12 protein-coding genes are annotated in these 14255 nt (G+C 68.6%); 8 read left to right on the forward strand and 4 right to left on the reverse strand.

Annotated elements, in window-relative coordinates:
* Nucleotides 1-166 precede the first annotated feature (166 nt).
* The 7 genes from FE374_RS00875 to FE374_RS00905 all read left to right on the forward strand — a co-directional run bounded on the left by FE374_RS00875 (nucleotide 167) and on the right by FE374_RS00905 (nucleotide 7313).
* Nucleotides 167-2035, forward strand: a complete 1869-nt coding sequence (locus FE374_RS00875) for a PEP-utilizing enzyme (RefSeq protein WP_139926814.1) — start codon at nucleotides 167-169, stop codon at nucleotides 2033-2035.
* Nucleotides 2032-2787, forward strand: a complete 756-nt coding sequence (locus tag FE374_RS00880; protein ID WP_139926815.1) for an SDR family NAD(P)-dependent oxidoreductase — start codon at nucleotides 2032-2034, stop codon at nucleotides 2785-2787. The genes FE374_RS00875 and FE374_RS00880 overlap by 4 nt, the downstream gene beginning before the upstream one ends.
* Before the next feature lie 11 nt (nucleotides 2788-2798).
* Nucleotides 2799-3119: a 2Fe-2S iron-sulfur cluster-binding protein gene (locus tag FE374_RS00885; protein WP_139926816.1), complete on the forward strand. Its 321-nt coding sequence runs from the start codon at nucleotides 2799-2801 to the stop codon at nucleotides 3117-3119.
* A gap of 6 nt (nucleotides 3120-3125) precedes the next feature.
* Nucleotides 3126-4394, forward strand: a complete 1269-nt coding sequence (locus tag FE374_RS00890) for an NAD(P)/FAD-dependent oxidoreductase (RefSeq protein WP_139926817.1) — start codon at nucleotides 3126-3128, stop codon at nucleotides 4392-4394.
* A 44-nt stretch (nucleotides 4395-4438) separates the two neighbouring features.
* Entirely contained in the window at nucleotides 4439-5104 is a 666-nt protein-coding gene (locus FE374_RS00895) for an HD domain-containing protein (RefSeq protein ID WP_139926818.1), read from the forward strand.
* Nucleotides 5101-6615, forward strand: a complete 1515-nt coding sequence (locus FE374_RS00900) for an aldehyde dehydrogenase family protein (protein ID WP_139926819.1) — start codon at nucleotides 5101-5103, stop codon at nucleotides 6613-6615. The genes FE374_RS00895 and FE374_RS00900 overlap by 4 nt, the downstream gene beginning before the upstream one ends.
* Nucleotides 6616-6707: 92 nt before the next feature.
* Nucleotides 6708-7313 carry an HD domain-containing protein gene (locus FE374_RS00905; protein ID WP_230978413.1) on the forward strand — a complete coding sequence of 202 codons (606 nt, stop codon included), beginning with the start codon at nucleotides 6708-6710 and terminating at the stop codon, nucleotides 7311-7313.
* A 480-nt stretch (nucleotides 7314-7793) separates the two neighbouring features.
* Here FE374_RS00905 and FE374_RS00910 read toward each other — a convergent pair whose 3' ends face one another.
* The 4 genes from FE374_RS00910 to FE374_RS00925 form a co-directional block, all read right to left on the reverse strand.
* Complete coding sequence (locus tag FE374_RS00910) at nucleotides 7794-10004, reverse strand: Z1 domain-containing protein (protein WP_139926821.1); 2211 nt, start codon at nucleotides 10002-10004, stop codon at nucleotides 7794-7796.
* Nucleotides 10001-11551 carry an ATP-binding protein gene (locus tag FE374_RS00915; protein ID WP_139926822.1) on the reverse strand — a complete coding sequence of 517 codons (1551 nt, stop codon included), beginning with the start codon at nucleotides 11549-11551 and terminating at the stop codon, nucleotides 10001-10003. The genes FE374_RS00910 and FE374_RS00915 overlap by 4 nt, the downstream gene beginning before the upstream one ends.
* Before the next feature lie 160 nt (nucleotides 11552-11711).
* Complete coding sequence (locus FE374_RS00920) at nucleotides 11712-12077, reverse strand: very short patch repair endonuclease (protein ID WP_139926823.1); 366 nt, start codon at nucleotides 12075-12077, stop codon at nucleotides 11712-11714.
* 90 nt (nucleotides 12078-12167) lie between these two features.
* Nucleotides 12168-13631, reverse strand: a complete 1464-nt coding sequence (locus FE374_RS00925; protein WP_139926824.1) for a DNA cytosine methyltransferase — start codon at nucleotides 13629-13631, stop codon at nucleotides 12168-12170.
* Nucleotides 13632-13824: 193 nt separating this feature from the next.
* Between FE374_RS00925 and FE374_RS00930 the strand changes: the two genes are divergently transcribed.
* Nucleotides 13825-14223: a hypothetical protein gene (locus FE374_RS00930; RefSeq protein WP_139926825.1), complete on the forward strand. Its 399-nt coding sequence runs from the start codon at nucleotides 13825-13827 to the stop codon at nucleotides 14221-14223.
* Nucleotides 14224-14255 lie beyond the last annotated feature (32 nt).

Genomic DNA, 14255 nt, shown 5'->3' on the forward strand with positions numbered 1-14255 from the left:
ACCGCCCGCCACGAGACCGACCCGCCCCCGGACAGGCACGTCCCTCCACGAAACCCAGTCCTTCACGACACCTACACCCACACGTAACCGCCCCGCGCACGACCCCCACCGCGACGATGACGCCGCGCCCCCGCTGCAGTGACGCAGCCGACGGAAAAGGTGAGACATGGCAAGGAAGTCATTCCCCAGCCCGTTCGACCTCCCCACGCCCCCCGGAGCCGAGGGCTGGGAGGGCATCTACCCCTACTACCTCGTCTTCCAGGACGCCCTGAAGGCCGAAGAGGACGAGAAGTTCTGGTTCTGCGACAGCCAGCACTGGCCCACGGTCTTCAAGCCCTTCGAGACCATCGGCGGGGAGTTCGCCGTCAAGTGCCTCGGGCAGTACAACGCCCGCCACCTGATGATCCCCAACGCCAACGGCATCGAGTTCCGGGTGCACCTGGGCTACCTGTACATGTCCCCCATCCCGGTGCCGGAGGACCAGATCCCCGCCCGGGTGCCCCTCTTCGAGGAGCGGGTGGGGTACTACTTCCAGAACTGGGAGCGCCTCCTCGGGCAGTGGAAGGTCAAGGTGCGCGCCACCATCGACGAGATGGAGGGCATCGAGTTCACCCGGCTGCCCGACGTCGTGCCCACCGAGGACATCACCTCCGGCAAGGCCATGGACGGCAGCGAGCGGCTCCTGGAGGACTACGACCGACTCATCCAGCTGTGCTACCGCAACTGGCAGTACCACTTCGAGTTCCTCAACCTGGGCTACATCGCCTACCTGGACTTCTTCAACTACTGCAAGGAGGTCTTCCCCGGGATCCCGGACCTGGCGATCGCCACCATGGTCCAGGGCGTCGACATGGAGCTGTTCAAGCCCGACGACGAGCTGAAGGAGCTGGCGACCCTCGCCGTCGAGCTCGGCCTGCAGAACCAGTTCACCGCCACCGACGACGTCGCCGGCACCCTCGCGGCCGTCGCGGCCGCACCCGGCGGGGACCAGTGGATCGCCCGGTACGAGCAGGCCCAGGACCCCTGGTTCAACTTCACCGTGGGCAACGGCTTCTACGGGCACGACAAGTACTGGAACGAGCACCAGGAGATCCCGCTCGGCTACATCGCCGACTACATCCGCCGCGTCGAGGACGGCCAGCAGATCCTGCGGCCCGTCGAGGCGCTCGTCGCGGAGAAGGAGCGCATCGTCGCCGAGTACCGCGACCTGCTCGACGGCGAGTCGCTCGCCACCTTCGACGCCAAGCGCGAGCTCGCGGCCACCGCCTACCCGTACGTGGAGAACCACAACTTCTACATCGAGCACTGGACCATGGGCGTGTTCTGGCGCAAGATCCGCCAGCTCAGCCGCATGCTCCACGCCGAGGGCTTCTGGACCGAGCCCGACGACCTGCTCTACCTCGGCCGCAACGAGGTGCGCGACGCGCTCTTCGACCTCGTCACCGGCTGGGGCGTCGGCGCCCCGCACCGAGCGATCGGCCCGATCCACTGGCCGGCCGAGATCGAGCGGCGCCGCACGATCGTCGACGCACTCAAGACCGCGCGGCCCGCCCCGGCGCTCAACACGCCGCCGGCGTCGATCACCGAGCCGTTCACCCGCATGCTGTGGGGCATCACCACCGAGCAGGTCCAGTCGTGGCTGGGCGCCGGGGACGACGACGGCTTCACCGGCCTGCGCGGCATGGCCGCCTCCCCCGGGGTGGTCGAGGGCGTGGCCCGGGTGGTGCACGACGCCGACCAGCTCGCCGAGGTCCAGGAAGGCGACATCCTCGTCGCGACAGTGACCGCGCCGAGCTGGGGACCGATCTTCGGGAAGATCAAGGCCACCGTCACCGACATCGGCGGCATGATGAGCCACGCCGCGATCGTGTGCCGCGAGTACGGCCTGCCGGCCGTGACCGGCACCGGTTCCGGCTCGACGACCATCCGCACCGGCCAGCGGCTGCGGGTGGACGGCAACGCCGGCACCGTCACCATCCTCGACGACGAGGCCCCGGAGACCTCCGAGGCCGTGCTCGACGGGGCGGTGCGGTGACCTCAGCAGCACCCGGCAGGACCGTGCTCGTCACGGGCGGGGCCGGCGGGCTCGGGCGCGCGTTCGCGCTCGGGTTCGCCGACCCCGGCACCAAGGTGGCGGTCGCCGACGTCAACCTCGCCGGCGCCGAGGAGACCGCGGCGCTCCTGCGCGAGCGGGGGGCCGCGGCCCTCGCCGTCGAGGTCGACGTCACCTCCACGGCCTCCACCGAGGCGATGGCCACCCAGGTGGCCGCGTTCGGCGACGGCGGCCTCGACGTGCTCATCAACAACGCCGCCATCTACGCCGGCATCACCCGCAGCCCCTTCGAGGAGATCGACCCGGACGAGTGGGACCGCGTCATGGCGGTCAACCTCAAGGGCCCGTGGCTGTGCGCCCGGGCGTGCAGCCCGCACCTGCGCGCGGGCGGGGCGGTCATCAACATCTCCTCGGCCACCGTCTACAGCGGCTCGGAGCAGTGGATGCACTACGTGGCCTCCAAGGGCGGGGTCATCGCCCTGACCCGGGTGATGGCCAAGGAGCTGGGCCGGCGCGGGATCCGCGTCAACGCCATCGCCCCCGGCTTCACCCTCACCGAGGCCAGCTACGCGCTCATGGAGGACGCCGCCAGCTACGGCGTCGACCGCGCCGCCCTCAAGCGCCCCGCCCAGCCGGACGACGTCGTGGGGGCCGCCCGGTTCCTCGCCTCGCCGGACAGCTCGTACATGAGCGGGCAGACCCTCGTGGTCGACGGCGGACGCCAGTTCATCTAGAAGGAGCCACCATGCCGCAGATCACCTACACCGACCACGCCGGCGCCACCACCGTCGTCGAGGGCAACGTCGGGGACTCCGTCATGGAGACCGCCGTGCGCCACGGCGTGCCCGGGATCGTCGCCGAGTGCGGCGGGTCGCTGTCCTGTGCCACGTGCCACGTGTTCGTCGACTCCGGCCACCTGGGCCTTCTCGATCCGATGAGCGAGATGGAGGACGAGATGCTCTACGGCACCGCCGTGGACCGGGAGGACAACTCCCGCCTGTCCTGTCAGCTGCGCCTTCAGGACGGCTGCGACCTGCACGTCACGACCCCCGAGACGCAGGTCTGAGTCATCATGACCGGACTGCTCATCGTCGGCGCCAGCCAGGCCGGGGTCCAGCTCGTCGCGTCGCTGCGGGCGCTCGGCTTCGACGAGCCCATCACGCTCCTCGGCGAGGAGAACCACCGGCCCTACCAGCGCCCAGCCCTGTCCAAGGACTTCCTCCAGGACAAGGTGGGCAAGGAGTCGCTGATCTTCCGCACCCAGGAGTACTGGGACGAGCACCGCGTCGACCTGGTCAAGGGCGAGCGGATCGAGCGGGTCCACCGCGCGGACGACGGCTCCGGCACCGCCCACGCCGCCTCCGGCCGGCAGTTCGCGTTCGACCGGCTCGCGCTCGCCGTCGGCGCCCGCGCCCGGCGCCTGGAGATCGACGGTTCTTCGCTCGACGGCGTGCTCTACCTGCGCAACGCTGACGACGCCCTCGCCCTCAAGGCCGCGATGCCCGCGGCGAGCGACGTCGTCGTCATCGGCGGCGGGTTCATCGGGCTCGAGGCGGCCCGCAGCGCCCAGGCGCTGGGCAAGCAGGTCATCGTGCTGGAGGCCGGGCCGCGCCTGGTCGGCCGGGCGGTGGGGGAGGAGACCTCGGAGTTCTTCCTCGCAGCGCACCGCGCAGCCGGGCTGGACATCCGCCTCGGCGCGCAGGTGACCCGGTTCGTCGGCGACGGCGCCGACCGCGGCACCGGCGGCGGCGGGCGCCTCACCGGGGTCGAGCTCGCCGACGGGGAGGTGCTGCCCGCGCAGATCGCGCTCGTGGGGATCGGCGTCCTGCCCAACACCGAGCTCGCCGAGCAGATGGGCCTGGCCGTCGACAACGGGATCGTCGTGGACCGCTACGCCCGCGCGTCCGACGGCGCCACGGTCGCCGTCGGCGACTGCGCGAACCTGCCCAACCCGGTGCCCGGCTCGCCGGCCGGGGAGCGGCTGCGGCTCGAGAGCGTCAACAACGCCGTCGAGCAGGCCAAGGTGGCGGCGTACTCGCTGGTGGGCCGCCGCGAGGAGTACGCGGGCATCCCCTGGTTCTGGTCGAACCAGGGCGACCTCAAGCTCCAGATCGCCGGGCTGTCCCTCGGGCACGACGCGACCGTGGTGCGCCGCGACGACGCCCGGGGCAAGTTCTCCGTCCTGTACTACCGCGCCGGCCGGCTCATCGCCGCCGACTGCGTCAACCACCCGCTCGACTTCATGGCCGTCAAGAACGCCCTCGCGCAGGGCGCGACGATACCCGCCGATCTCGCCGCCGACGCCTCCGTCCCGCTCAAGGGCCTAGCCCGGCCGGTCTGACCGCCGCGCCCGCCCGCTCGCCGCCCGAACCCGAGGAAGTGCCCATGCCCGCACCGTCCACCACGCGCCTGCCCACCGACCTGGCCGTGGACACCTCGCCCATCGTCCTCACTCCGCCCGCGGGGACCGACCTCGACGACATCTGGCGCGCGGTGATCCCCGAGACCCGGACCCGCAGCAACGACGTGCACCTGCCGATGTCGTTGGCCTACGCGGAGCGGCTGTGCGTGGTGCACCCCGAGGCCGACTCGCTGCTGGTGCGGGTGACGATCCTGCTGCACGACACGGGCTGGGGCCGGGTGGACGAGGGCCGCATCTTCTCGGAGGGGTTCAGCGGGGACTGGCGCAAGGCGCAGATCCGGTTCGAGCACGAGCGCCAGGGCTGCCTCATCGCCCAGGAGGTCCTGCCGCCGCTGGGGTACGACGCGGAGTTCGTCGAGCGGGTGGTCACCATCATCGACGGGCACGACACCCGCCCGTTCTCGAAGTCGCTGGAGGACTCCCTCGTCCGGGACGCCGACCGGCTCTGGCGCTTCGACTACGCCGGCATCGCCGTCGCCGCCAGCTGGTTCCGGCTCGACCCGGCGACCTACGCCGACCGGCTCGAGACGGAGATCCTCCCCGAGCTGCTCACCGAGGCGGGCCACACCATCGCCGTCGCGCACCTGGCCCGCGCCCGGGCGCTGCTCAAGACGGACGTGCTGCGATGAGCGCGGCACCCCGCGAGGCGGCCCTGGGCGGCGGGTCCGCCGCCGCGGTGCTCGACCGGGCGACCCTCGCCCTGCCCTACACGCGCGAGGCCGACCACTTCATCGACGGCGGCTGGGTGCCCTCCACCGGCACGGCACGCGTTGCGGTGGTCGACCCGGCCACCGAGGAGGAGTGGGGCGCCGTCCCGCTGGCCACCGGCGAGGACGTCGATCGTGCCGTGGCCGCCGCGCGGCGGGCGCTGCCCGGCTGGGCCGCCCTGGCGCCGTCGGAGCGGGCCGCGCTCATGCGCCGGGCAGCCGACGAGATCGAGCGCCGGGCCCAGCCGCTGGCCTGGACGAACACCCGGGAGAACGGCTCACCACTGGCCGAGACGTTGGGCGCCGCGGCGAACGCCGCGGGGATCCTCCGCTACTTCGCCTCCCTCGCCGGGCACCTGGAGACCCCGGACGTGCGGCCCTTCCCGAACGGGGCGGGGGAGAGCGTGGTCAGCTGGGACCCGGTGGGGGTGTGCGCGCTTATCGCCCCGTGGAACTTCCCCATCAACCTCGTGGTCATCAAGCTCGCGCCGGCGCTGCTGGCGGGCTGCACGGTGGTCATCAAGCCCGCCTCGCCCACGCCCCTGTCGATCCGGCTGGTGATCGACGCCGTCGCCGCCGCGGGAGTGCCCGCGGGCGTGGTCAACCTCGTCACGGGGAACGGCGCGGTGGGTGACGCCCTGGTGCGGCACCCGCAGGTGAACAAGGTCGCCTTCACCGGGTCGACGCCGGTGGGCCGGCGCATCGCCGCCGCGTGCGGGGAGCTCCTCCGGCCGGTGACCCTGGAGCTGGGCGGGAAGTCCGCCGGGATCGTGCTGCCCGACGTGGACATGGACGAGATGTCCCAGGTGCTCCTGCGCTCGTGCCTGCGCAACACCGGCCAGACCTGCTACATCTCCACCCGGCTGCTCGTGCCCGCCGCGCGGTACGAGGAGGTGGTCGACGCCGTCACCGCCACGGTCGCCGCCGCGCCGCTGGGAGACCCGCTCGACGAGCGGACCGTCTTCGGGCCGGTCGCCACCCGGGCGCAGTATGACACGGTGCTGGAGTACCTCGCCGCCGGGCAGGCCGAGGGCGCGCGGGCCACCACCGGTGGCGCCGCGGCCGACGCGGACCGCGGCTACTACGTCCAGCCCACCGTCTTCGCCGACGTCACCGCGGACATGCGGATCGCCCGGGAGGAGATCTTCGGGCCCGTACTCAGCGTGCTGCGCTACGACGATGTCGAGCAGGCCGTGGCGCTCGCGAACGACACCACGTTCGGCCTGGGCGGGATCGTCTTCTCCGCCGATCCCGAGCGGGCCTACCAGGTGGCGCGCCGGGTGAACACCGGCTCGATCGGGCTGAACTTCTTCGCGTCCAACCACGCCGCGCCGTTCGGCGGGCGCGGCGACTCCGGGCTCGGGGTGGAGTACGGGCTCGAGGGCCTGCACGCGTACCTGTCGCCGCAGTCGGTGCACCGGCGGGCGCGGTGAGCTCGCCCCAGCACCGCGCGACGACGCGGACGTCCCGGCTCGGGCGGGACGTGAGCCACCTTGTGCCGCCGGCCGGCGAGGTGCCCGGGTTGGTGACACTGACCGAGCGGGACCGGGCGCTGTGGGAGTGGGCGGCCGGGTACCTGCACGTGCGCGACAACGACGCGCACACCCTGTACTCCTACGGCTTGGCGACGGCGCTCGTGGCGCGGACGCCGTCTGCGCGGCCGGAGATCGTGCTGCCCGCGATCCTGCTGCACGACACCGGCTGGTCCACCGTGCCCGAGGAGGACATCCTCGAGGCCATCGCACCGCAGGCGCGGCGGCCCGAGCTCGTGCGCGCACATGAGATCGCCGGGGCACGCATCGCCCGGGAGGTCCTGAGCGAGCTCGGCCACGATGAGGCGGACGTCGAGGAGATTGTCGAGATCATCGACGGCCACGACAGCCGCGCCGAGGCGCTCTCGGTAAACGATGCCTGCGTCAAAGACGCCGACAAGCTGTGGCGGATCACGCCGCACGGGCTGGCGACGGTACAGCGCTGGTTCGGCCTCGACGCCGACGAGGCGCTGCGGATCGTGAGCGCTCGCACCCATGAGCACCTGCACACCGAGGCCGGCCGGGCGATGGCCGGGGCTATGGGCGCACTGGCCTCAATCGAGCTGACCGCTGAGTGTGCGGTACTCCGCGCAGAATGAGCCGCACCCCCGACTGGGACGTCGAGGTGCCTGGACACGGGCTCCCCGGTCCCGAGGCCCACGGCGGGGGCCCGCAACAAGGGCCGCCCAGGTAGTTGAAATGGGGCACTAGGTTCGCGGGTAGTCTCGGGATGTGTTGCCGATGATTCGCAAGGTCAAGACCGCCTCGGGGCGACGACTGTGCAGATCGTGGACAGGAGTGGCGGACGCGGCCGATCGTGGCTCATGTCGGCTCGGCCCACGACCTTCTTGCCGGCCAGTTCGTTACCGAGGAGTACGGCGACCGCGACCCCGCTCGCAGCCACGACGATGCCACCAATGCTGATGGGTATGAGTGGGAGCGGCATATCTGTTCCTGAGCCTCGCTTCGTTGAGGGCCCCAGCGTCGACCGGGGACTCCAGTGACTCTAGGGATCACGTACGCGGCGTTTGAGGATCGCCCCGAAGACGCGTAACGCACGCTCCAGGACCCAAACACATTTACCCGGCTAGCTCTGCCTGAAGAATCACCCTGTCGCTGAGATCTGTCGGGATGTGGATCGCCACGGAGGTCGCACGAGATCGGGTGCCCGGGCCAACCTCTACGGCGAGCTCATGCACCTGGACCGTGACAGTGTCGCCCGCCGCGAAACCCCGGTCGCCCCGGTAGGTGCTTCCGTCAGCCGGGTCAGGACCCTGCATCAAGTTCCCGACCTCGAGCGCTTCGACGTCGTCAATCAGGTTCAAGTCCCAACCTGCACCCGCGAGCACCGGACGAGAGGCGACTGACGGACCACGATCGCGAGTGGCTCCGCCGTTCATGAAAACGACGTCAACCGGGATCTCCCCCTCGACGCTGCCGAGCGCGAGGAGGCTCGAGTAGAGGACGTTCTTCTCATCCGCTGCCGCACGCCAGTCTGCGAGGACTTCGGCCACTTCGCCCCACGTGCTTCGGACAACCGTGTTGCGGGCATGTGTGCGGTGATCCCGAGGGTCATCTGTCGCTGAGGCGCGAAGCCCGTCAAGGCGAGACCTACCTTCGGCGGTAGGACCGGTCGGCTCACCGTAGACATGGGTCTGCGTGAGCACCCATCCGCTTAGCCTAAAGTCGTCGACGTCCAGACTGATCACCGCACGGCGCGTCGGGTTCAGGCTCGAGTCGAGCAGGATCGTCCGTCGCCACGTCGACAGCTCTCGCCCGTTGGTGTCGAGCTCAGACAGAGCGCCCCTCATCGCGTTCTCGTGTCTGACGTACTTTCGGAACACGTCCGCCGTATCCGGGTTCATCCAGGCGCGCAGCAGGTCTAGGTACGACCGCTTGTACCCGAAGAAGCGTCCGCGCTGCTGGACTGTGTCAGCGTTGCGGACGCCTGGCCCCCTCGGCATGTACGTCACCGCCAGATTTTCCACGGTGAAGCCACGGTCAAGCTTGTTGCCCCCGATGACGATCCATCCGGGCGCCTGCGTCCACTCGCTCGAGGTGATCTCGTTGCCCTGGGCACTGTTGACCACGCGAACTCTGACCGCTTCGAGATACCCATCGTCGGCAAGCATCTCGATGAGCTCTTCGAGCGAGACTGACGCACCCTCGACGACATTGCCGCCGGTGGTTGCGAGGTCGTCGTATGCAGGAGAGAACACTTCGGTTGTGACCTGATCCCTGAGCACCTCGTCACCATCGGTGAGCGCGACAGTCAGCCGGCCCATGATGCCTCGCACCCATGCGTCGTAGGCGCGGTGCAGGTCGGTCCCTGAGGACGGGTGGATCAGCATCGTGAGAGGTCGGGGTCTTCCTCGGAGCTGCGCGACAACCATCGCGAGGAGGTAGGTCGCGATCGCGCGCTCGAGCGACTCGGGCGGACTGATCGACTCGTCATCGAGAGCGTCGTCGTTGATCTCTCGCACAAACCCGGCGTAGGACTCGTCGAACAGGTCCGCACCTCCGACGTAACCCTCGCCGGGGGTTAGGACAGAGACCGTCCGCGGCGAAAGGGTGTCCTCAAGAGCGATCAGGAGCGGAGCCTGCGGTGTCGCCGTATACAGGACGTACGAGTGGTTCGCTGCGGTCTCCCGGAGAAGACGGATCGCGCGATATGTCGAGCTCTCTGCGCCGCCTGGCCTCGCGACGTTGAGGCCAGCCTGGTCTGCTTCGTCGTCGATGAACAGGACTGGCGCGCCCGGGACCTGACCGAGGACATCTGCCAGCACAGATCGGGCACGTCGAAGGCTTGCGTGGTTCTTGAGGACGACGGCGACGGTCGTGACCCGGCTCCTCGTCCTGCGTTCGTCCTGCCACCGCTGAGCTCGCGCGAGGATCTCCCCTGCGTTCACCGGCCGCAGGTCATTGACCGGATACCAACTCGGGAGGCGGCCGTCACCGTCCATGGCAAGGTCCCTGACCAGCCGCTCGTAGGTTTGATCACGCAGGTTGGTCTTTGTCCCTGCAAGCACGACGACGAGCGGGAAACCGTTGTCGCGGGCAGTGGCGATAAGACCGGTGAAGGAGAGGGTCTTGCCGCTCTGTACGGCACCCACCACCAGTTCAGCCGAGGTGCCATCGTTGTCCCACTCCGGCGCGCGGCAGCGTCCGAGTATACGGAGGGTCTCCTGCTCGACGCGTGACTGCTCGTGCCGGCTCAAGTTCGTGCGGCCGAGCAGGTCCTGCAACTTCTGCCCCGATTGAGGCGTCCACAGGTTCGCATTTCTGGTCATGCCGTCGCCCTCTTCGCGAGCGGGCCGGTGAGAATTCGGTTGAGCTCCGCGATCAGGTAGCGCGGTTCTCGCGCTCCACTGCGTTCCGCCTTGATCTGGGCCAGAGCGATAGCGACAGCGAGCCGGAGCACGGGCTCCAGGTCCATGCCCGGCAGGTAGGCGAATGACTGCGTAAAAGTGTGGGACCGGTTGACCGTGACCGTCCACGCTGAGTCCTCCTGGAGGACCCGTATCCAATGGTTCTTGTCCGCTGGGTTGTCGATGACACTGATGGTCAGACGTTCGCCCAGGACTTCCCACTCGGTGTCGCCAAGCATCACCGACTCTGCAACTGGTGGCGACGCCGGGGCCGCACCGATCGTCTCAGTCTCATCCCCGGGATCAGCCGCCTCGGGGATCGGCTGGACGACCGCCTGGACGACCTGCTCCACAATTCCACGCACAGTGCTCTGGATGCCGCGTCCGCGCTCGGTCGTTCGGTGGTTGCGCGCCATCTTGAGCAGCGGCAGCGGTTCCGCGTCGAGCGCCTGCCCGAGCTTCTCCAGGAACTCGTCCTCTTCTTCGTCATGCCAGACGAGGGAGTCTTTTGTATGGGTCACTTTGACCTGCGAGACGTCGAGCTCTCCGACGAGCCGCTGGGACTCGAAGGAGTTGCCACGCCCAAAGACCCGAGCCGGCTTGTACCCGTCGCTGTCTCGCGCCGCACCTCCTGCACCCTGTACGACCTTGTCTCGGTACAAGAGAGCGAAACCGGCTGCAGCGGTGTCGCCCTTGGCGAAGAGCCCGGCCCAGCCCATGATCATCCGGCCCGAGTCGAGCACGATCGAGACGTCTTTCCTCCACATCTCTGGCGGGGCGTCGGGCGTGCTCCATCGCGGGGCGACCAGGAACTCAGGGGCCGAGTAGGTGAGCTTACGTCCAGCGACGACGATCTCCACCCGCTCGTCGGCAATGAACCTCCGGTAAATCGACGAAAGGTAGTCACGGATCTTGCCGAGCGTGCGCCCGGTGGGTGCTGGCTGGTTGAGGTCTGTGAGGACGAGCGTCGTCCCGTGCTCCTCTGCCCGTGCCGGTGTCGTCACGACAGCGATGTGATCTGACTTCTCCTCGACGATGGTCGGGATGTCGAACGTGACCTCACGGCGGACATCCTCTCCGAGCGCTGTCGTGGTCACGACGAAGTGCTTGGCGTACCAGCTCGCGGCGCTCTTCATACCAATGCCGAACTGTGAGAGCCCAGACGCGTCGGCTGGCGGGGCAGCCGGCGTGAATGCGCGACCGATGTCCTCGGTGTAGATACCCGCGGCGTTGTCGGCGACCGAGATTCGTCCGCCCGAGCGGTCGATCTCGATGTCGATGTTGAGCCTGGCTACTCCGCCGCCCGCAAGGGCGAGGCGATCCTGGTTTGCGCGCCAGGACTGCAGGGAGTTGTCGACGAACTCGCCGATAGCGTACCAAGCCCTGTAGTTCATCGAGGGGAACAACGCGAGCATTCCGACACCGGGCCGTACTTCGACCTGTTTGACCTGTTCGACCTGCAGACTCATTCGACTCCCTTGGCTCCGGGAGAAGGCTAACGGCGAACCGAACACTGGGGGGCGTACCTACGGTCATGTCGCAATGCGTGCACGGGGTCGGCAGGATGGAAGCGACCGTCCAAGGGTGCGAAGGGAGCACCCCTGTAGGGGCGCACGCTTCACGCGGGCTTCAGCGAATGGCAGCCTCAACTCGATCCGCCGCGGAGTCAGGCGACTCGTGCTCCCAGACGCGCACAACGGTCCAGGCGAGCTCGCCGAGCAGTCGGTCGGTGTCTCGGTCGCGAGCGTGGTTTGCCGAGAGCTTAGACTCCCACCACTCGCTATTCGATCGCGGCCGAGTGCCGTGGTTTGGGCAGCCGTGCCAGAAACATCCGTCGACGAAAACCGCCACTCTTGCCTTCGTGAACGCGATGTCGATCGTCCGCCGGCGCTGGCCCGGGATCGGGTAGGCCACCCGGTACCGCAGGCCGCGGGAGTGGAGCTCTCGGCGCAGCGCCATCTCGGCAGCGGTGTCACGCCGCTTGGCAGTGCTCATCCGCCGCGAGAGAGCCGGCGAGGATGAGCCCGGGTGGGCCGGGACATGCTGCGGTACTGGCGGTTGGAATGTCACCGCCCCATCGTGCCGTCACACAGCGATCGACAGCATCGACTCCGCGAAACGGCTCTGCCCCTCCGCCACGACGCGCTCCAGGCGGTCGTCTGGGCTCTTAGGTGCGTCGTCGAGGATCGCTTTGAGCAGGTCGCGGCCCTTATCGGTTGTCTGCAGGATCGCCCGGTCGCGCTCGGCATGCGCGCGCAGCATGTTCCATACCGCGCCAATATTCACTCCGTTGCCCAGCTGCTTGTAGGTGGCAGCGTCGGTCTGAGGGCCGAAGTCGAAGTTGTCGGGAAAGCCCTGCAAGCGGGCAGCTTCTTTAGTGGACAGCCGCCGGCGGTACTTCCCGATGATCGAGGTCTGTGTGATCGCCACGAGCGCGGGCAGATGTGTGGGGCGCTTCGCGCGGATGCCGGACGGGCGAAGCTGAAGCACACACTCCCACAAGGTCGGAGTCTGCTGGGCCTGCCATTCGAGCTTGCGGCGCGAGGGGGGGAAGGATGCGACGTCGTGGCGTGACAGCCACTTGTCGAGTTGCGCCTTGTACTGCGTGTAGAAGTGGGCGTTCTTCACAAGGAAGGTCTGCTTCCAGGCCGGCACGTCCTCCCAGTTCTCCGGAAGTTCGAGCTGACGCCGATAGGGCATCCGCGCGACGCCTACAGCCCAGGCCTCGAGCTCGTCGATTTTGATCCACCGGTCGACCCAGATCGGGAACCCCGGCAGGGTCGCGTCCCGGGCGGTGTTGGTGTTCGCGCGGCGCACCAGAGGCCACATCGTCGTCACGAAGTCGTCCCACGCGTCGATCCACGCGATCTCGTCACCTGAGAGCTCCGTCCCGCGCACTGCACCTTCAGTAAGGGGAAGGTCGGTGGCCAGATCCCACTCTTCACCGCCGCGCAGCGAGAAGTTCGCTAGTGGCGGCTTGGCTACGACTCCGTCGAGCACGCCATCGGGGTCATAGGTCGCAGTGATGAACACTCGCTCCCGCACCTGTGGGCGGCCGCCGCGCTCGAGCGGGAGGAGGTGCGGGGAGAACACTGCCGGGGTGTCGGAGACCCGGTATCCCTCGTCGCGGAGGGTCTGGATGATGACATCCCACTCATGCTTGTGGCGCGGGCCAGCAAGGTTGCGCACATTCTCGAGCATCACGACCGTCGGGTGGTGCGCCTGGATGATCTTCAGGATGTTCCAGTAGAGCGTGCCGCGCGTCTCCTCCATGCCACGTTGGGCGCCGGACTTCGAGAACGGCTGGCACGGGAACCCGGCCGCGAGGACGTCGTGGGCTGGCACACTCATCGCAACGTCGTTCGCGTCGCGGGTGATGTCGCCAAGCGGGAAGTGACCCCAGTTGCGCTCGTAGACCTTCGCTGCGGCCTCGTCGATCTCGACCGAGTAGACGCACTCGCCGCCGAAAGCCTCAAGGGCGGCAGCGAACCCGCCGATGCCGGCGAACAGGTCGATGTACCTGAACGGCGCGCTCGTCGTCGTACTCATCTCGTCTCCCACCCTCGAAGCTTGCCAGCTGGACGGCTCCCCTGGCAAGCCAGCACGAGGCGGCCGCCGAAAGAGCACTAAGGACAACCTAGTTCGGGCGTCTGACATCGCCGGACGTGGCGTCTTGCGGGCGAGTGTTCAACGCTCAGACCCCTCGCAAGTGGGCTGCAATCGCCGTGCTAAGAATCCTCGTGTGACCGACGACGAGTGCATCCACGGCATGACGGCCGCCTGGTGTGGGCTTTGCATCAAGGTCGAGCCCGTGCCAACGGTCCGCTCAGGCTCGTATGGCTTCCACGGGGGCGAAACCAAGCAAGACGTCATCGACGAGATCCACGACCTCCTCGGCATGCGGCGTCAGGCCGTCTCCAACGGCTCCTCACTTCCCGCTTCGATGTTCCGCATCGCGTGCGAGCGACTGGGACTGCCGTACCGGAACATGCCCGACGCATGTGAGCGCATCGTCAAACGTGCTGGCCTGCGCTGGAACCCCGATTTCGACTCGCGCGCGACGAGGTCGGGTGGCGGCTCGACGGTCACGCTTGAAGGCGCACAGGCGATGCGTGACGCGCTACGCGCGCTTCTGTCGTAGCCGGTCCGCTACGACAGGTACGGCATGATCGG

Origin of the sequence: Georgenia yuyongxinii (assembly GCF_006352065.1) — a bacterium.
Classification (GTDB): domain Bacteria; phylum Actinomycetota; class Actinomycetes; order Actinomycetales; family Actinomycetaceae; genus Georgenia; species Georgenia yuyongxinii.